The following is a 17,567-nucleotide window of genomic DNA, read 5'->3' on the forward strand; positions in this document are numbered from 1 at the left end:
CCGACGGCCCGGGGCTGCGGTGCGGTGTGGTGCGGGCTATCTGAAGGAGACCCACTTGGCCGTGCTCGGCACTCCGTTCTCGTCCAGCAGGAAGAGCATGTAGTAGCCGGGCGGGATGTCATTGGCCGAGGGCGGTGCCTGCAGGCGCAGGCTGTTCCCCTGGCGCTTGACGATGCCCAGCTCCACGTGGCGCTGGCTGGTGTTGAGCGCGTGCGTCGCGGTGGTCGGGGCCAGCAGGACGGCCTTCTTGACCTTGTCGGGCGTCGAGGTCCCCACGGTGAAGGCGGTGTCGTACCGCAGCGGCCCGTCGGGGACGCGGTCCAGGGCCGGGCGGCTGCCCTGGTGGAGGTAGGCCGGCTCGAAGATCTCGATGCTGCCGTTCATGTCGTCGTCGATCTTCGGGTCGTTGGCGAGCTGCTGCAGCTCGTCACCGGTGACCATGACCCGGCCGTCCGGGAGGACGACGGCGTTGGAGTGGTAGCCGCGCGGCAGCCGCTGCGCCGGGCCCAGCTTCCACTCGCCCAGCGCGTTGCGGGTCTCGATCTGCCGGTACTTCAGATCGGACTTGGGGTTGTAGTCGCCGTTGCCGTAGTCCCGGATGCCGTAGGCGCCGTTGACGGTCAGCAGGCTCGCGTCGGGGAGCAGCAGCGTGTCGTCCTGCGTCCGGCCGAAGGCGCGGGGTTGCTGCTTCTCCCAGCCGCCGCCGCTCGTGAGCCGGTAGGTGTTGGGGTCGTCCCGGTCGCCGCCGAGGACCAGTACGGAGTCGGGGCCGCGCAGTCCCGCGGGCAGCGGCACGGCGGAGCCGTAGCCGCGGTGGACGCCGTCGGGGCGCGCGGGCAGGTCCGTACGGGTCTCCGCGACCGGGTCGAAGGCCCACTGACGGGTGGCGTGGCGGCCCAGGCCGTACACCTTGCCGTCGCGCAGGGTGAACAGGTGCGGGTAGTCGCTGTCGGCGCCGAACGGCGCGTCCACGCGCAGGGTGTCGGTCGGGACGTCCCTCGGGATCACCGTCTTCTCGAAGGGGACGGGGTGGCTCTTGGCGGGGAAGCGCTCGATGACGGAGGTGGAGGTGCCCCAGCCCTGGTCGGTGTGGCCGGACATGATCAGCAGGCGGCCGTCGGGGGCGGTGGCCACGGAGGGGTACCAGCGGCCGACCTCCATGTCCTTGTTCACGGACCAACCCTCGGTCCACGGGTCGAAGACCAGCGAGAGCTTGGCGCCGGCGCCGCCGCCGTAGCCGAGGTTGCCGCCGAAGACGCCGACCATGCCGTTGGGCAGGAAAGCGTGTCCGGCGCAGAAGAAGGGCGCCGGGCGCTTCTCGCCGGTGCCGTCCGGCACGACCAGCTCGGGCGGGGTGACCTTCTTGAAGGCGTCCGCCCCGGTTCCGCGGCGCGGGTCCCACAGGAAGGCGCGGCCTGCGTTGGCCTTGCCCAGGGTGTTGGTCGGCGCGGGCTCCTCGGTCGGGTCGGTCTCCATGCGCTCGAAGGAGAAGAGCAGCACCTTGCCGGTCGGGAGCATGGCGATGTGGGCGGCGAAGTCCGGCGACTGGAAGTACTCGGCGAACTGCCCGAACGCCTTGGGGTGGAAGCGCGCGTTCACGTCCGCCTGGGACCGGGTCAGTGAGTTCAGGCTGTCGATCCGGGCGAGCTGGGAGTACCCGCCCAGCTTGAGCAGCTGCTCGCGGACCTTCGTATGCTCCTGGGCGTGTTCGGCGCCGAGGGCCGCTTTCTCCTCGGGGCGGGCCGAACCGTCGTGCGCGGCCGCCGGAACGGCGGCGACCAGGGCGGCGGTGGCCGCGAGGACGGAGATCGCGGCCCGGCGGGCGGACCGGCGGGCGGTCCGGTCGGCGGCCCGGTCGGCCGACCGGCGCGCGGACCGGCTCTTGATGCGTGACATGTGACTCCTCACCAGGGGTGCTGGAGCGGCGGGTGTCCGTGCGGGGGCACAGGGCACCGACGACGCCTTCGACGCCTACGAGCACAGACCTATGCCGAGCCGTCGGGCGCCGCACATCGAGAAGATCATTCGAGCTTCGGGCCGCCCGGGTGAAGACACCGCCCTGAGCTGCGCCGACAGTGGCCCGAGGGCCCGCTCCCCGTCCCCCGCCCGGCCGCAACCCGTAGTGATCAAGGGCGCCGGACCGGCCCCCGACGCACCGGGTCGCCGAGGCCCTGGAAGGGGTCGGGGCACGGCCCGCAGAAGGGCCCCGGATCGGTCAGGATTCGAGAAGCGCCCTTGGTCCGGGCGCAGTTACGGTGACGGACATGGACATCAGCATTCACATGAGCACCCTCCCGCAGACCGACCCGGACGCCGCCGTGGCCTTCTACCGCGACGTCCTCGGCTTCGAGGTCCGCAGCGACGTGGGCCAGGGCAAGATGCGCTGGATCACGGTCGGCCCCGCCGACCAGCCCGGCACGTCCATCCTGCTGGCCCCGCCGGCGGTCGACCCCGGTGTCACCGAGGCGGAGCGCCGCACCATCGCCGAGATGATGGCGAAGGGCACCTACGGCTGGATCCTCCTCGCCACCAAGAACCTCGACAGCACCTTCGAGAAGATCCAGGCCGGCGACGCCGAGGTCGTCCAGGAACCGACCGAGCAGCCGTACGGCGTCCGCGACTGCGCGTTCCGCGACCCCGCGGGCAACCTGATCCGCATCCAAGAACTCCGCTGAACGGTTCCGTCGACGAAGGGGGTCCACCGTGTGTCGTCCCGCGTGGAGACAGGCACTCATCGAGGCATCGCACCTGAAGGACCTGGCACGGCTGCGCCGCGTCCGGGACCGGATCGACCGGGAGTACGCGCGTCCGCTGGACGTCGAGGAGCTCGCCCGCGCCGCGGACATGGCGGCCGGGCACCTCGGCCGCCAGTTCCGGCTCGCCTACGGGGCGTCCCCGTACGCCTATCTGACGGCGCGCCGCATCCAGCGCGCGACGGCCCTGCTGCGGGCCGGCGACCTCGGCGTCACCGAGGTCGGCCGGGTCGTCGGCTGCGCGACCCCGGGCATCTTCCGCACCCGGTTCACCGAGCTGGTCGGGACGGCTCCGGACGCCTATCCGCGTACCGCGCGAGGCCCGGCCGAACCGGTCAGGATTCGAGAAGCGTCCGCCCCGACGCCACAACTAGCGTGATGTTCATGGCCTCCATCGAAACCTTCACCCTTGAGGTGGCCGACACCACGGCCGCCCACCGCTTCTACACCGCCTTCGCTCCCGACGTGCAGGTCCGCCTGCGCGCCTCGGAAGCACCGACGACCGGCTTCCGCGGGTTCGCGCTCTCGCTCACCGTCCCCCGGCCGGCCGATGTGGACGCCCTCACCGGCGCCGCCCTCGCCGCCGGCGCCACCACCCTGAAGCCCGCCTCGAAGTCGTTCTGGGGCTACGCCGCGATCGTGCGGGCCCCGGACGGGACGATCTGGAAGCTCGCGACGTCCGCGAAGCGCGACACCGGCCCGGCCACCGGGCAGATCGACGACGTCGTGCTCCTGCTGGGGGCGGCCGACGTGTCCGCGAGCAAGCGGTTCTACGTCGACCAGGGCCTCGCCGTGGCCAAGAGCTTCGGCAGCAAGTACGTCGAGTTCGCCACCCCGTCGAGTCCCTTCAAGCTGGCGCTGTACGGGCGCCGCGCCCTGGCCAAGGACGTCGGCGTCCCGATCGACGGCTCCGGCTCCCACCGGCTCGTGATCGGTGGCGCCGGCGGGCCCTTCACCGACCCGGACGGCTTCGCCTGGGAGGCCGCGGTACCGGCCCCCACGGCCTGATTCCCGTCCCGTACCGCCCGTCCCGTACCGCCCGTCCCGTACCGCCCGTCCCGCACCACCCGTTGCGCACCACCCGATCGAGCATCGAGCGTCCGGCTTCGCGAGAGAGGAACCCGCACATGAAGGGCACGCAGACGTCGACGAGGAACACCGGCGCGGCCGAGGAGCAGGCCGACGGATTCACCGACGCTGAACGGGACGCGATCAAGCAGCGTGCCCAGGAGCTGAGGGCCACCGGGCGCCGCGGTCCGCGTGCCGCCAAGCCGGACCCGGAGGTCGAGGTCCTCGCGAAGATCGCCGAGATGGAGGACGCGGACCGCGTTCTCGCGGAACGGCTCCACGCGATCATCAGGGCCGCCGCGCCGGACCTCCTGCCGAAGCTCTGGTACGGGATGCCCGCGTACGCCAAGGCCGGCAAGGTCCTCTGCTTCTTCCAGAGCGCGCAGAAGTTCAAGACCCGGTACGCCACCCTCGGCTTCAGCGACCCGGCGAACCTGGACGAGGGCACGATGTGGCCGACCTCGTACGCCCTGACGGAGCTGACCCCGGCCGACGAGACGCTGATCGCCGAACTCGTCGAGCGGGCCGCCGGCTGATTCGGCACGGCAGCAGCCCCAGGTCCTCGACCTGGGGCTTTGCCATGGGGTAGATCAGCGGCCGGTGTCGGAGGGGGCGGACCTCACCCGGCCACGGGCGGTGCCTCCCGGCCGGCTCCGGCGGTGCCGGCGGCGTCGAGCAGCAGCTGGGCGGCCACCGTCGCCCCGTCCGCGCGGACGAGGTCGGCCACGGCCTTCGCGCGGGCCCGGGCCTTCGGGTCCAGGGCCGCTGCGAGCGCGGCCGACAGCGACGCGAAGGTCGGCTCCGAGCCCTCGTGCGCCGCGCCGACGCCCAGCTCGGCCACCCGACCGGCCCAGTACGGCTGGTCCGCCATCTGCGGTATCACCACCTGCGGCGCCCCGGCCCGGGCGGCCGTGGTGGTGGTGCCCGCGCCGCCGTGGTGCACGACGGCGGCGACCCGCGGGAACAGCGTGGAATGGTCGGCCTCGCCGACGCGGAAGCAGTCGTCCTGGTCGTCGATCAGGGCCAGTTCCGCCCAGCCGCCGGAGAGGAGCACGCGGTGGCCCTGGGCGCGGACGGCCTCGATGGCCACCCGGGCCACGTCCTGCGCGTCGCGTACGGGAATGCTGCCGAAGCCCACGTACACGGGCGGCGTGCCGGCGTCGAGGAAGGCCTCCAGGTCGGCCGGGAGCGGGAGTCCGCCGGGCCGCAGCCACGCGCCGGTCTGTACGACGTCCAGGTCGGCGGGCTCCTGCCACGGGGCCAGGGTCGGGTCCGCCGCCAGCCACGGCCGGTCGGTGAGGACGTAGTCGCGGAAGTTGTCCACGGGCGGCAGGCCGACCGTCGCCCGGTGGGCGTTGAGCCCGGTGCCGAACAGCACGTTCAGGTTCTCGACGTCCAGGTCCCACAGCTCCCGGTTGTCGGTCACCTCCGGCGGGAAGGGGCGGCCCATCCGCGCGAACGGCGGGTGGTGCGGGGAGGGCAGGTAGGTCGGGAAGTAGGCCACGAACACATAAGGAATGCCCAGCTTCTCGGCCACCGACCGCGCACCGGCCGCCGCCGGGAACAGTCCGGTCGCCACCATCGCGTCGCACCCCTCGGCCGCCGTGGCGACCGCCTCGTACGTCGTGGCGACCATCCGGGCCGCCCGCTCCGGCAGCCCCTCCGCCGGCATCGGCTTCGTCCCGGTCACCGCCCCCTTCACCATCTCGCGCACCGACCGGCCGATCGGCGTCAGCGCAACGCCGGCGCCCTCGACCAGCTCGGCGAAGTCGGGTGGCGCGCACATCCGCACCTCGGCGCCCGCATCCCGCAACTGCCCGGCGAGCCCGAGCATCGGCTCGATGTCCCCGCGCGACCCGTACGCCATCAACAACACACGCATACAGCAACTCCTCTTCCGTAGGAACGGAGTTGATTGTGTCCCCTGTACCCACGCGGCCTCAGCGCCAGGTGTTGATCTCCACGATCTCGCCGCTCTCCAGGTCGATCCGGCGATCCGGCCCTGGAAGTCCCCCGACAACGACCGTTTCGGGCAGGGTCACTCGGTGGCCTCCGTGGCGTTCTCCCCGATGAAGCGGCGCAGCTCCGCGCAGAGGGCCCCGGGGTTGTCCAACTGGACGAGTGTGCCCGCCTCGGGGATCTCCACGTACCGTCCCTGCGGCAGCAGTTCGGCGAGCCGGCGGCCGGTGGCGGGCGGCATCATGCGGTCCTCGGCACCCCAGGCGACCAGCGCGGGCCGGTCGAAGTGCGCGAGCTTCGCCGCGGCCCGGAGGTAGGTGTCCTTACGGGTGCTCCGGCAGAACCTGGCGAGGTCCCGACGGATCGCGCGCCGGGTGAGCAGGGGCCGGTACCAGCGCCGGACCAGCGCGTACGGGATCGGCCGCTTCGCCATCCCGCCCAGCGAGCTCCCCATCCGTACGAGGAAGGGGACGCGGAAGGTCTGCAGCAGCAGGAACAGGCCGCCCGGGATCCGGCAGGCCGCGTGCAGGGTCCGGCCCTGGATGCCCGGCGGGTAGTTCTCCAGCGCCTCGCACGAGGTGAGCACCAGACGGCCGACGCGTTCGTCGCGCACTCCCACCAGGAGTTGGGCCGTGCCCGCGTCGTTCTGGACCAGGGTGACGTCGCGCAGGTCGAGCCGCTCCAGGAACTCGGCCAGGAGCGCGGCGACCCCGTGCGCCGACAGGTCGGCGTCCGGCCGCATCGGCCTGCGATGGCTGCCGATCGGCAGGACGGGCACCACCACCCGGTATGTGCCCCGCAGTTCCCGTACCACGTGGTCCCAGACCGACTCGTCGAAGCCGAGCCCGTGGACGAGCACCACGACCTCGCCGTCCCCGCCCGTGTCCGTGAAGTCGATGACGCCTGCGCTGAGTTCGATCTCGGGCAAGGTGCTACCTCTCACTGGATAGACCGATCTAGTGAGAGACTAGCGAGTGTGAGAACCACGGGCGACACCAGAGCGCGCATCGTCACCGCCGCGACCGAACTGTTCCGGCGCCAGGGCTATGCCGCCAGCGGCATGAAACAGATCGTCGCGGCGGCCGACGCCCCGTACGGCTCGGCCTACCACTTCTTCCCCGGGGGCAAATCGCAGCTCGGCGAGGAGGTGATCCGCACGTCGGGCGCGGCCTACCTGGAACTGATCGCCGGCCTCTTCCCCGTACCCGTGTCGGAGGCCGCGGACATGGCCACCGTCACCGGGGACGCGTTCAGGGCCGCGGCGCAGACCCTGCGCGAGCTCGACTTCACCGACCCGTGCCCCATCGCCACCATCGCGCTGGAGGTGGCCGGCACCCATGAGCCGCTGCGCCTGGCCACCGCCGAGGTCTTCGCGAGCTGGACGGACGGCCTCGCCGCCTTCTACCGCGCCGGGGGCATCGCGGAGCCCGCCGCGCACGAGACCGCGAGCTCGGTGATCGCCCTGCTGGAGGGCGCGTTCATGCTCGGCCGGGCCGCACGGAGCACGGACCCGGTCCTGGCGGCGTCCCGGGCGGCCGCGGCCATCGTCCGCGCGGCGCAGTCCGATGCCGCCGCGGCCGACTCGTAGGGCGCGGCCGGGGCGCGCGCGATGCCGGTGCGATGCCGGTGCGGGGTCCGTGCGGCGTCGGTGCGGGGTCGGTGCGGGGTCAGTCGTGGGTCGGGGGTCTGAGGGCGGTGGAGATCAGGAGCGCGAACGCGAGTACGGCGGCGTCGACCTGGTCGCGGACCTCAATCTGGAGAACTACCGCGGCCGGATCGAGCGGCTCCACGCACCGCTGGACCGGGGTGGTACCTGCTACATCCCGGCCATGCCGGCCGTCATCGAGCACTACCGGGCCACGGGCTCCGCCGATCCGGCCTTCGTGATCTTCCAGACCGACGGAGAGCCCTTCGACCGCAAGGCGACCAGGGAACTGCTGCACCGGGCCGGCGCGTTGCCGATCTTCTGGCAGTTCGTCGGTTTCGGATCGAGCCGGGATCTCCGCTTCCTCCGCAGCCTGGACACCCTCGACCGACGTACGGTCGACAACGCCGGCTACTTCGCGGCGGGCCAACAGCCGGCCTCACGTTCGGACGCGGACCTCTACGACCGCCTCATGAAGGAATTCCCGGACTGGCTCGAGGCGGCCCGCGCTGCCGGGGTGCTCCGCTGAAGGTCTGTCACTTGCCGTCGGAGAAGTTGTGCACGCCCCACCAGCCCGTGGAGTCGCGGTACAGGCCCACGCCGACCTCGGTGAAGTCCGGGTTGACCTGGGCCTTGTAGTGGCCGGAGCTGTGCCGCCACATCGACTGGAACTTCTCGGCGGCTTCCTGGGCGGTCATCGAGGCATCGCTGAACCAGACGATGTTCTCGCCGGTCCAGGTGCGCGAGCCCGTCTTCAGGTAGGCGCGGTCGTCCGACGAGGAGTGGGCGAATCCGTTGTTCCTCATGTGCTCGGCCCACTTACGGGCGAAGGCGCTGAGGTCCTGCTTGAGCGCGAGCGGCGGCCGACCGACGGCGGCCCGTTCGTTGTTGAGCAGTTGCAGGGACAGCGACTGGGCCGTCGCGACGTCCTGCGTCGTGGTGCGAGGGCCGGGCACCTTGGGGTCCGGTCCCGTCGGACCGTTCCCCGAGGTGCCGCGGGTCGGCGGGGTGCTGGGCCCCGGCGCGCGTTCCGTGGCCGTGGCTCCGGAGCGCTGTCCGCCGTCCTCGGACCGCGCGGCGGGCGCGGGCGCCGATGCCGATGCGGACGCCGACGCCGACGCGGACGCGGAGGCGCCGGCCTCCGGGCTCGCCGTCGCATCGGCCGCGGCGGTGGGAGATGCCGTGGCGGTCTGCAGGCCGTCCACCGCGTCCGGTCGGCCGGCGAGCGCCGAGGGGGAGCCGGTCGCCGCCGTGCGCTGCGGAGCCTGGTCGGATATGAGGGCGTAGGCACTCCCGACCCCGGCCAGCAGGACCACGGCGGCCGCCGCCATCAGGGGAGCCCTACGACGGCCCTTGCGGTGGCCACCGGCCGCCCTGCCCGCGGCGCGCGCCCGACCGCGCCGGTCCGCCCGGGAACCGGCAGCGTTCACCTCCGGGTCCGCGGCCGCGTTCACGTCCGCGCCGTACGTGAACTCATCGTCGTGAAACTGCATCGCATCTCCTCGAAGGTGACGGCCCACCTGGCCTGACACTGAAGGAGACTCACCAGGGCCCCGGCGATAACACCTTTCTCACAGAAATGTGCGGCCGGAGCGGACCCTCACTTGCTCCGCAGCTCCCCCAGCGGGTGGACAGGTGGGACCGGTCGTTGTCCCCGGCGACGACGAGGGCCCGCGTGGTCATGGTGTCGAAGGACGGCCTCATGAAGGGGAGGTTCTCGGCGGCGAACGGGGTGAGGTCGTCGCCCAGGCCGGGTTCGACGCGTCGGCGCGCGCACCTCGCGCGGCGAGGTGGTGGCGTTACTCCCGCGGGAGTACGGGAGGGCCCCGGACGCCCGGGGGAGTACGGGCGATCTCCTGCGCCGGCGTGAGGGAACGGCCTTTCGCGGGCGGGACGCTGGAGAGGCAACCGGGCGCGCCGTCAGGGCCACCGGGCTGAGTCCATGCGGAGGGGCCCGAGATGGGGCAGACAGGGCGGACGGCCGGATACGGCAGGGTGATTCCGTGGGCCGTGTTGGTGTTGTGGGTGGTCGCGATCGCCGTCGCCGGATCGTTCGCGGGCAAGCTCGCGGACGTACAACGTGACCGGCCGGCGGACTACCTGCCGTCGGGAGCCGACTCGACGCGGGTGGCCCGGCTCCAGGAGGAACTGCCGGGCGGCGAGGCGACCGGCGTGCTGCTCGTCTACCACCGCGACGGCGGGCTGACCGCCGCCGACCGGGTCACCGCCGAACGGCAGGTCGCGGCCGTCACGGTGTCGGCGGGTACGGCGGGTACGGCGGGTACGGCGGGTACGGCGGGTACGGCGAGTGCGGCGGGTACGGCGGGTACGGCGAGTGCGGCGCCCACGGCGGGCTCCGTCACGTCCCCCGCGTCGCTCGCCGCTTCGAAGGACCCCCGCGACTTCGCCGCCACCCTCCACGGACCCGGCGTCCCCTCCGCGGACGGCACCACCCTCATGTACGCGGTGTCCACGACCGCGCCCGGCACGGACGACACCGCGAAGAAGGCCTTCGTCGAGGCCGTACGGGCGCACGCCCGCGGTGCCGACGGGCTGACCGTGCGGGTCGGCGGTGACGGAGCCGTCGACGTCGACGCCAAGGAGGTGTTCGGCTCCATCGACGGCACGCTGATGCTGGCGACCGGTCTGGTGGTGGCCCTGCTCCTGATCCTCACCTACCGGAGCCCGGTGCTCTGGCTGGTGCCGCTGGTGGTGGTCGGGGCGGGCGCGGTCTGCGCGCGGGCCGCCGTGTACGGGCTCGCCTCGGGCTTCGGGCTCACCGTGACCAGCCAGAGCGCCGGGATCATGACGGTCCTGGTGTTCGGCGCGGGCACCGACTACGCGCTGCTGCTCGTCGCCCGCTACCGCGACGAACTGCGCCGTACCCCCCTTCCGTACGACGCGATGCGCTCCGCGCTGCGCGGTTGCGGGCCGGCGCTGCTGGCCTCCTGCGGGACGGTCGTGGCGGGGCTGGCCTGTCTGCTCGCCGCCGACCTCAACAACATTCGCGGCCTCGGCCCGGTCGGCGCGGTGGGTGTCCTGTGCGCGCTGATCGCGATGACCACGCTGTTGCCGGCGATCCTGGTGCTGCTCGGACGGCGGGTGTTCTGGCCGCTGATCCCCGCGTACGGCAGCGAGCCCAAGCAGGGCGGACCCGGCGTCTTCGCCGCGATGGGGAGTTCGGCGGGCAGGCGGCCGGTCGCCGTGCTCGTGACGGGGGTCGTGTTGCTGGGCGCGCTGGCGCTCGGTGTGTTCCAGCTTCCCGGGGCGCTCAAGCGGGAGGACAGCTTCACCGCCAAGCCCGAGTCGATCGCCGCCATGGCGACGCTCGCCGAGGCCTTCCCGGATCGCGGCACCCGGCCCATCGAGGTCATGGCACCCACCGGAGCCGCCGACCGGATCCTCGCCGAAGCCAGGTCCGTCGAGGGAGTCGCGGGCGCCGAGAGGGGGCGTAGCGGCGGCGGCTGGACGGAGATCGCCGTCACCGCCGGGGCCCCGCCGGAGTCCGCCGCGGAGAGCGCCGCCATCGAACGGCTCCGGGCCGCACTCGACGGCGCGCACGTGGGCGGCGCGAGCGCCCGGCAACTCGACCTGGCCACCACCAACGCCCACGACCGCCTGCTCGTCATCCCCCTCGTCCTCGCCTCGGTGCTGCTCGTCCTCGTCCTGTTGCTGCGCAGCCTGGTCGCCCCGCTGCTCTTGGTCGCCGCCGTCGTGCTGGTGTGGGGCGCGGCCCTGGGCCTGGGCGGACTGGTCTTCGGCCCGGTCTTCGGCTTCACCGGCGTCGACCCGGGCCTGCCCCTGCTGACCTTCGTCTTCCTGGTCGCCCTCGGCGTCGACTACGGCATCTTCCTGATGCACCGCACCCGCGAGGAGACCCGGGCCGGCGCCGAGCCGGCCCAGGCGGCGCTGACCGCGCTCCGCACCACCGGCGCGGTGATCGCCTCGGCCGGGATCGTCCTGGCGGCGACGTTCGCGGTACTCGCCTCGCTGCCGCTGGTGATGTTCGTGGAGCTGGGCACGGTCGTCGCGGTCGGGGTGGTCCTGGACACCTTCCTCGTCCGCACCTACCTGGTGACCAGCGCGAGCGTCCTGCTCGGCCGCACGGTGTGGTGGCCGGGCCGGCCCGCCGGTCCCTCGGCCCCGGCCGCCGCACCCGCGGTCGCACCCCCACCCGCGTCCGACCTGGTCGCCGAGCGCCGATGAGGGCGACGATGTCCGGGTGGCAGAAGTGACCGAACCCCCGAGCGCGGCCGAGCGCGTACTGCGCGCACTGCACCAGGACCCCCTGGCGGCCGCGCACCCGACCCGGAACGACGCGGTGCTCGCGGCCGGTCTGGCCCTGCTCTGCGGGGCCTTGGCGTACGCCGACACCGCGCTGCGACCGGACGCGCTCGGGTGGGCCCTGCTGGCCTGCTCGGTCCTGGTCCTGGTGTGGCGGCGGCGCCGGCCGCTCGGGGTGGTGATCGCGACGGTCGTCTGCATCGCCCCGTACCAACTGCTCGACAACGCCCACGCGGCGCCGGTGCCGGCCGGGGTGGTCGCCCTGTACACGGTGGCCGCCACCGGCACCGTCCGCCGGACGGTGACGGTCGGCGTGTGCGTCGTGGGCTTCGCGGTGAGCGCCATGTCCTCCAACGGTGTCCACCGCGTCCTGGACGTACTGCGCACCTCCGGCTGGCTGGTGGCGGCCCTCGTGCTCGGTGTCGCCGTCCGCAACTACCGCAAGTACCTGGCCGAGGAGCGCACCCGGATCGGACAGGCCAACGACCGCAGGATCGCGGAGGAGCGGCTGCGCATCGCCCGCGACCTGCACGATCTGCTGGCCCACAGCATCACGCTGATCGGGGTCCGTACGTCGGTCGCCGCCCATGTCCTCACCGTGGACCCGGACCGGCTCGACCGGGCGGCGATCGCCGAGGCGCTGGACTCCATCGCCGACACCTGCCGCGAGGCCCGCGCGGAGCTCCGTACCACCCTGACCGTGCTCCGCGCCGACGAGCACGGGCCGCTGCCGGACCTCGCGGGGCTGCCCGACCTGGCCCGTACGGCCGAGGCGGAACTGACCCTGGACACCGGCGGGGTCCATGTCCCGCCGGCCGTGGGGGCGGCCGCCTACCGCATCGTCCAGGAGTCGCTGACCAACGCGGTCCGCCACGCGGGTCCCGCCGCCACCGTCCGGGTCCGCGTGGCGGCGGCGGACGGGGCGCTGCGGCTCACCGTCAGCGACGACGGCCGGGGCCCGGGAGCGGGTTCCGCCACCGCTTCGGGCTTCGGCATCGTCGGCATGGGCGAGCGGGCCCGCAGCGTCGGCGGCACCTTGCGGACGGGCCCCCGCGCCGGCGGCGGCTTCGAAGTGTCGGCGAGCCTGCCCCTCCCACCCCTCCCACCCCGTTCCTTGGAGGCATCCGCGTGACCACCCCACCCGACGGTCAGGACCGCGTCATCCGGGTGCTGCTCGCCGACGACCAGACGCTCGTCCGGGCGGCCTTCGCGATGCTCATCGAATCGGCTCCCGACATGGCGGTCGTCGGCCAGGCCGGCGACGGGCGGGAAGCCGTGCGACTGGCCCACGCCGAGCGGGCCGACGTGGTCGTCATGGACATCAGGATGCCGGGCACCGACGGCATCGAGGCGACCCGGCTGATCGCCTCCACCGAGGACCTGGCCGGGGTGAAGGTCCTGGTCCTGACGACGTACGACACCGACGAGAACGTGGTCGAAGCGCTGCGGTCCGGAGCCTCCGGCTTCCTGGTGAAGGACACCAGGCCGGCCGAACTCCTGGCCGCCATCCGCACGGTGGCCGGCGGCGAGTCGCTCCTTTCGCCGGGCCCGACGGCCCGGCTGATCGCCCGGGTGCTGCGCAGCCCGCGTACCAGCCCGGCGCCTGCCGCCCTCGACCCGCTGTCCGACCGGGAACGGGAGGTCCTCACCCTCGTGGCCCGGGGCCTCAACAACACGGAGATCGCCGACGCGTTGGCCCTGAGCCCCCTCACCGCGAAGACCCATGTGAGCCGGATCATGGGGAAGTTGCGGGTGCGCGACCGCGCGCAGCTCGTGATCGTGGCGTACGAATCGGGGCTCGTGGCGCCGGGAGACGGTGGGCCATGATGTTGCGTCCCTGACCGTCTCCGACGTCGCCGAGGCCCGCGTGATCAGCGCGATCCTGCACGCCGGTCCCCTGACTGATTCCGGTGTTCTCAGGCGTGGGCCCGCTCGCCGGCGTCGGCGTGCTCCCGTGGCGATCGACGCGCTGACGGGGTCGATCGTCGGCCCGGCCGACCGACCTCCTCTAGGGGGTGTCGATCGCGGCGGGGTCGAGGGAATCGATGTCCTCCATGAAGGACAGCATGCGGGCGTTGACGACGTCGGGGTGGTCGATCTGCGGCCCGTGGCCCGTCGCGGCGATGATCTCGGCGCGGGCGCCGGGGACGAGCCGCGGTACGCGCTCCAGTTGCCGCTGAGGGTGCACGAGCAGGCTCCGCTTGCCCATGATCAAGTAGAGCGGTGTGCGGATCGAGCGCAGCGCGTCCTCGGCCAGGGGGAGAGGCGCGGGCCGGCGGACCCGGTAGGCGCGGGCGCCCGCCTGGACCCAGGTGCGCAGCTCGGGGACGGAGATGACGGGCTGCTCCAGCCACTTGGCGAGCCGGGGGCGCAGGGCCTTGGGGGCGAAGCTGGCGAAGAGGCTCACGAACACCCAGGCGAAGAAGCGCAGGCCCACCTTCTCCAGGCCGCCCGGGTCGAGGGCGGTGACGGAGGCGAGCCGTTCGGGGCGCCGGTGCGCCTGGTTGAGCACGAGCCAGCCGCCGTAGGAGGAGCCTACGAGGTGCACCCGGTCGAGGCCGAGCGCGTCGAGGGCCTCGTCCATCCACTGCGCGGCGCGCTCGGGCTGCCACATGGGCTCGCGGTGGACGCTGCGGTTGGCGTCGCCCGGGGTGTCGAGTGCGTAGACGGGGCGGTTGCCGCTGAGGGCGGGGGTGTTGGGGTACCACATCGCCGAGCTGTAGCCCGCGCCGTGGATCAGCACCACGGGCGTACGGGACTCGGCGGCGGGGTCCGTGGGGCCGTACCGGTAGACGTGGGTCGTGCCGAAGCTGGTCTCGACGTCCGTCTCGGAACGGATCGGCGCGCCCATGGCGTAGAGGGCGTCTGCGGCCGCGAAGTAGCGGTCACGCAGGGCGTCGTTGACGTAGCGGCCTACGTCGCGGCGTACGCGGGTCCTGTTCTCGGGCACGGCGGCACCTCCTGTGAAGATCCATTCTTCGTGGTACGACCGTACCATGATTGTGATACGGCGGTACCATGAAGGGGTCCGTGGAGCGCACCGCGACCCCACCACCGACGGGCGGAAAGACGGGAACATGCCGAAGCGCGTGGATCACGAGGAGCGGCGCGCCCAGATCGCCGAGGCGCTCATCCGGGTCGCGGGGCGGCGCGGGCTGCACGCGGTCGGCATGCGGGACGTGGCCGCGGAGGCCGGAGTGTCCCTCCGTCTCGTGCAGTACTACTTCGAGACCAAGGGGAGGCTGCTCTTCTACTGCCTCCGGCACCTGACGGACGGCTTCACCGCGCGGGCGGGCGTCCGGCCGGCCGCCTCGGGCCCGCACCAGGGCCCGAGGGCCATGGCGCAGGCGCTGCTGCTGGCCTCGCTGCCGACCGATGAGGAGAGTCGTACGTTCCACCTGCTGTACAGCTCGTACGCGATCCTGTCGGTCACGGACGAGACGCTGGCCGCCCAGCCGTTCGTCGACGACCCGGACGCCGCCGAGAACACCGTGACCGCCCTGGTCGAACGGGCCCAGGCGGAGGGCTCGGCCGACCCCGGCGTCGATGCCCGCATCGAGGCGATCAGCCTGCTCGCGATGGCGGCGGCCATGGGGACCGGCATCCTCGTGGGCCAGCGGAGCGCGGAGTCGGCCGTCGCGGTGCTCCGCCACCACCTGGACCGGATCTTCACCACGGCCGACACGTCCGCGAGGGGAACGGACCCGACCTGATACGCGGCACGTCGTGGTCGACCCCGCCCACCACCGGCAGGGCGTCGGCCGGGCACTGATCGAGCACCTGATGCGGCGGTACTCGCACTGTCCTTCTTCCTCCTGTCCACGGACCACGCGTCGTCACCGGAGGGCAGGCGCAACAACGCGTTCTCCCGAAGCCCGGGTTTCCTGTCCTACGAGGAGAAGGGGATGGCGGGCTTCGGACTCCCCCGGAACCGCCCCGACCTGCGCGGAACGGCGCCCTGAGCCGCTACCGGGCGCCTACCGGCCACTACCGGACGGCGGCGGATCGGGCACCGGACGGTGCCCACCGCTCGCACACCTCGCAGGTCGGCACCGAGACGCCGGGCGTTCTCGCCCGTGCTGCCCCTTGCCGCTGCTCGCTCCGAGAGGTGCGCGGTACCGACTGCCTCGGTCGATACCGGGCTCGGGGAAGGCCTGGTCCGCGGGGCCGGCGGGAGCGGGTACCGTCGTTGTCATGTTCTTCCGGATGCCGATCCACGAGTGAGAACGTGACGGGACCCTGCTCCCCACCGGCCAATCCGTAGATCACTTCACACCATCACCGGGAGAACCCATGACCGTGAGCAAGAACATCAACAACCCCGTGGGCCAGGGCGGCGGCCAGCGCAAGCGGCTGTCCCGCGCCGAGCGCCAGAACAACGGTCCGCACCGCAACCTCGACCGCAAGGGCGCCGCCGACCAGAAGGCGGACCTGGTGCGCAAGATGCGCGAGAAGGCCGCCGCGGCCGAGGCCGAGGCCGAGGGCGGCGCCGCGCAGAGCTGACGCACCGCTGCCGCAGGGCGGCAACGTACGGGGCAGGGCCCGGACCGCGACGCGCTGCCTTCCGTCATCCACGCCATTCGAAGAGGACGAGCGTCGCGTCGTCCGAGGTGCTTTCGCCGCGTGCCCGCTTGAGGGTGTGGGACAGGTCCCGGGCCACCGTGCGGATCCCGTGGTCGGCCTGCTCCAGCTGGTTCACCCAGTCGATCAGCTGATCCTCGCCGAACTGTTCCTGCCCGCTTTCATGCTCTTCGATCAGGCCGTCGGTGAAGCAGAGGACGCGGTCGCCCGGCTCCAGCTCCACCCTGCTGACCTGCGGCTGGGCCCCTCCGAAGCCGACGGGGAGGGTCGTGGGGCTGTCCAGACGGCACACGACGCGGTGCCCGCGGATCAGCATGGGCGCGGGATGCCCCGCGTTGACCCACTGGAGGCGCCCCGTGTCCGTGTCCAGGCGCATCATCTGGGCGGTCACGAAGTGGTCCGGGTCGAACTGCTCGGCGACGGCTCGGTCCATGAAGAGGTAGATCTCGGACAGTTCGACGCTGATCCGGCGGGCGTGACGGTACGCACCGATGGCCACCGTGGCCATCGTGGCCGCGTCCAGGCCGTGCCCCATGGCATCGACCATGGCGAGGTGCAGGATCTCGTTGTTCAGGGCGTAGTCGAAGCTGTCCCCCGCCACGGCGTAGGCGGGCTCCAGGACTCCGGCGACCGCGACGCGAGGCATCACCATCGACAGCGGGGGCAGCAGGGACCACTGGATCTCCGCAGCCACGCTCATCGGTTCCCTGCGGCGGGTCCGGAAGAAGAGGTCGGTGTAGCCGTTCTTGGTCTGCAGCAGGTCGGCCGCCAGGCCCGCGATCCTGCGCAGGAGGCGGCGGGCGTCGTCGTCGATCCCGTCCAGCGTGACCGAGAGGACCCCCACCTGGTCGCCGCCGTCCAGCAGGGGCAGGTGGACCCGTACGCCGTCGGGCGCCAGGACTTCGACGGTGCGTGACTCCAGGAAGCACCGGCCGGCTTCGGACCGGTCGATGGGCTGCGGATCACCGGCGGCCACACCGTCGGCGGACAGGGGGACCAGCTGCTGCTGTCCGTAGTCCTGGAGCAGGATCTGCGGTACGCGGCCACCCATCCGGGCCACTGTCTCCGCGACGAGCGGGCCGACCAGATGGGGTGGCAGCTCATGCGCACGATCCAGCAACACCCCGAGCAGCTCCTCCCCGAAGCTCTCCGAGCGGTCCGGGGCCCCGCGCCCTGCGACGGTCATCCTGTTGCCTCCAACCGGGCGCCAGGCCGACGTCCTGGCTCCACGGGCGGCGTGGCCTCCAGGATGCTCCCCGGCGACCGGGCACGCCACA

Annotated in this window: 17 protein-coding genes and 1 pseudogene; 11 read left to right on the forward strand and 7 right to left on the reverse strand. The window is 72.7% G+C overall.

Translation table 11 applies throughout. The features are described 5' to 3' along the window. Positions 1–36: 36 nt before the first annotated feature. Entirely contained in the window at positions 37–1,896 is a 1,860-nt protein-coding gene (locus AB8A24_RS05385; RefSeq protein WP_328962413.1) for a galactose oxidase early set domain-containing protein, read from the reverse strand. Between the two features lie 368 nt (positions 1,897–2,264). Between AB8A24_RS05385 and AB8A24_RS05390 the strand changes: the two genes are divergently transcribed. From AB8A24_RS05390 to AB8A24_RS05405, 4 genes are all read left to right on the forward strand, one after another. Further along, positions 2,265–2,675 carry a VOC family protein gene (locus AB8A24_RS05390; RefSeq protein WP_030714449.1) on the forward strand — a complete coding sequence of 137 codons (411 nt, stop codon included), beginning with the start codon at positions 2,265–2,267 and terminating at the stop codon, positions 2,673–2,675. 28 nt (positions 2,676–2,703) lie between these two features. Then, complete coding sequence (locus AB8A24_RS05395) at positions 2,704–3,132, forward strand: helix-turn-helix domain-containing protein (RefSeq protein WP_369474934.1); 429 nt, start codon at positions 2,704–2,706, stop codon at positions 3,130–3,132. Positions 3,133–3,137: 5 nt separating this feature from the next. Continuing rightward, complete coding sequence (locus AB8A24_RS05400; RefSeq protein WP_328962411.1) at positions 3,138–3,761, forward strand: glyoxalase; 624 nt, start codon at positions 3,138–3,140, stop codon at positions 3,759–3,761. 119 nt (positions 3,762–3,880) lie between these two features. Further along, positions 3,881–4,357 carry a DUF1801 domain-containing protein gene (locus AB8A24_RS05405; protein ID WP_328962410.1) on the forward strand — a complete coding sequence of 159 codons (477 nt, stop codon included), beginning with the start codon at positions 3,881–3,883 and terminating at the stop codon, positions 4,355–4,357. Between the two features lie 83 nt (positions 4,358–4,440). Here the strand turns inward: AB8A24_RS05405 and AB8A24_RS05410 are convergent, their stop codons facing one another. Beyond that, a complete protein-coding gene (locus AB8A24_RS05410; protein ID WP_328962409.1) occupies positions 4,441–5,703 on the reverse strand; it encodes a glycosyltransferase in 1,263 nt (420 codons plus the stop codon). Between the two features lie 156 nt (positions 5,704–5,859). After that, positions 5,860–6,708, reverse strand: a complete 849-nt coding sequence (locus tag AB8A24_RS05415; RefSeq protein WP_328962408.1) for an alpha/beta fold hydrolase — start codon at positions 6,706–6,708, stop codon at positions 5,860–5,862. Between the two features lie 48 nt (positions 6,709–6,756). Between AB8A24_RS05415 and AB8A24_RS05420 the strand changes: the two genes are divergently transcribed. Next, the gene (locus AB8A24_RS05420) at positions 6,757–7,368 is read left to right on the forward strand and encodes a TetR/AcrR family transcriptional regulator (RefSeq protein WP_369474937.1); all 612 of its coding nucleotides are present in this window, start codon (positions 6,757–6,759) and stop codon (positions 7,366–7,368) included. Positions 7,369–7,453: 85 nt separating this feature from the next. After that, the gene (locus AB8A24_RS05425; RefSeq protein WP_328962406.1) at positions 7,454–7,954 is read left to right on the forward strand and encodes a VWA domain-containing protein; all 501 of its coding nucleotides are present in this window, start codon (positions 7,454–7,456) and stop codon (positions 7,952–7,954) included. Between the two features lie 7 nt (positions 7,955–7,961). On the opposite strand, the gene AB8A24_RS05430 is transcribed toward AB8A24_RS05425, so the two are convergent. Then, positions 7,962–8,918, reverse strand: coding sequence for a CAP domain-containing protein (locus AB8A24_RS05430; protein ID WP_369474940.1), 957 nt, complete (start codon positions 8,916–8,918; stop codon positions 7,962–7,964). Between the two features lie 130 nt (positions 8,919–9,048). Beyond that, positions 9,049–9,177, reverse strand: a pseudogene (locus tag AB8A24_RS05435) (chlorophyllase); the annotation flags it as partial. Between the two features lie 207 nt (positions 9,178–9,384). Between AB8A24_RS05435 and AB8A24_RS05440 the strand changes: the two are divergent. The 3 genes from AB8A24_RS05440 to AB8A24_RS05450 are packed head-to-tail and all read left to right on the forward strand — an operon-like array spanning position 9,385 to position 13,536. Further along, complete coding sequence (locus AB8A24_RS05440) at positions 9,385–11,631, forward strand: MMPL family transporter (protein WP_369474941.1); 2,247 nt, start codon at positions 9,385–9,387, stop codon at positions 11,629–11,631. 16 nt (positions 11,632–11,647) lie between these two features. Beyond that, positions 11,648–12,841 carry a sensor histidine kinase gene (locus tag AB8A24_RS05445; RefSeq protein WP_369474942.1) on the forward strand — a complete coding sequence of 398 codons (1,194 nt, stop codon included), beginning with the start codon at positions 11,648–11,650 and terminating at the stop codon, positions 12,839–12,841. After that, positions 12,838–13,536, forward strand: coding sequence for a response regulator transcription factor (locus tag AB8A24_RS05450; protein WP_328962402.1), 699 nt, complete (start codon positions 12,838–12,840; stop codon positions 13,534–13,536). The genes AB8A24_RS05445 and AB8A24_RS05450 overlap by 4 nt, the downstream gene beginning before the upstream one ends. Before the next feature lie 181 nt (positions 13,537–13,717). On the opposite strand, the gene AB8A24_RS05455 is transcribed toward AB8A24_RS05450, so the two are convergent. Continuing rightward, the gene (locus AB8A24_RS05455; protein ID WP_369474945.1) at positions 13,718–14,659 is read right to left on the reverse strand and encodes an alpha/beta fold hydrolase; all 942 of its coding nucleotides are present in this window, start codon (positions 14,657–14,659) and stop codon (positions 13,718–13,720) included. 127 nt (positions 14,660–14,786) lie between these two features. Between AB8A24_RS05455 and AB8A24_RS05460 the strand changes: the two genes are divergently transcribed. Both AB8A24_RS05460 and AB8A24_RS05465 read left to right on the forward strand, forming a co-directional pair. Further along, positions 14,787–15,422, forward strand: a complete 636-nt coding sequence (locus tag AB8A24_RS05460) for a TetR/AcrR family transcriptional regulator (protein ID WP_328962400.1) — start codon at positions 14,787–14,789, stop codon at positions 15,420–15,422. 580 nt (positions 15,423–16,002) lie between these two features. Further along, complete coding sequence (locus AB8A24_RS05465) at positions 16,003–16,212, forward strand: DUF6243 family protein (protein ID WP_328962399.1); 210 nt, start codon at positions 16,003–16,005, stop codon at positions 16,210–16,212. 64 nt (positions 16,213–16,276) lie between these two features. Here AB8A24_RS05465 and AB8A24_RS05470 read toward each other — a convergent pair whose 3' ends face one another. Further along, the gene (locus tag AB8A24_RS05470) at positions 16,277–17,476 is read right to left on the reverse strand and encodes a PP2C family protein-serine/threonine phosphatase (RefSeq protein ID WP_328962398.1); all 1,200 of its coding nucleotides are present in this window, start codon (positions 17,474–17,476) and stop codon (positions 16,277–16,279) included. Between the last annotated feature and the right edge of the window lie 91 nt (positions 17,477–17,567).

It is taken from the genome of Streptomyces sp. BF23-19 (assembly GCF_041106355.1).
In the GTDB taxonomy this organism is placed as follows: domain Bacteria; phylum Actinomycetota; class Actinomycetes; order Streptomycetales; family Streptomycetaceae; genus Streptomyces; species Streptomyces virginiae_A.

Bases quoted from the DNA above. Each gene is read 5' to 3' on its own strand.
- AB8A24_RS05385 (WP_328962413.1), bottom strand. From the start codon at position 1,896: ATGTCACGCATCAAGAGCCGGTCCGCGCGCCGGTCGGCCGACCGGGCC.
- AB8A24_RS05390 (WP_030714449.1), top strand. From the start codon at position 2,265: ATGGACATCAGCATTCACATGAGCACCCTCCCGCAGACCGACCCGGAC.
- AB8A24_RS05400 (WP_328962411.1), top strand. From the start codon at position 3,138: ATGGCCTCCATCGAAACCTTCACCCTTGAGGTGGCCGACACCACGGCC.
- AB8A24_RS05405 (WP_328962410.1), top strand. From the start codon at position 3,881: ATGAAGGGCACGCAGACGTCGACGAGGAACACCGGCGCGGCCGAGGAG.
- AB8A24_RS05410 (WP_328962409.1), bottom strand. From the start codon at position 5,703: ATGCGTGTGTTGTTGATGGCGTACGGGTCGCGCGGGGACATCGAGCCG.
- AB8A24_RS05430 (WP_369474940.1), bottom strand. From the start codon at position 8,918: ATGCAGTTTCACGACGATGAGTTCACGTACGGCGCGGACGTGAACGCG.
- AB8A24_RS05440 (WP_369474941.1), top strand. From the start codon at position 9,385: ATGGGGCAGACAGGGCGGACGGCCGGATACGGCAGGGTGATTCCGTGG.
- AB8A24_RS05460 (WP_328962400.1), top strand. From the start codon at position 14,787: ATGCCGAAGCGCGTGGATCACGAGGAGCGGCGCGCCCAGATCGCCGAG.
- AB8A24_RS05465 (WP_328962399.1), top strand. From the start codon at position 16,003: ATGACCGTGAGCAAGAACATCAACAACCCCGTGGGCCAGGGCGGCGGC.
- AB8A24_RS05470 (WP_328962398.1), bottom strand. From the start codon at position 17,476: ATGACCGTCGCAGGGCGCGGGGCCCCGGACCGCTCGGAGAGCTTCGGG.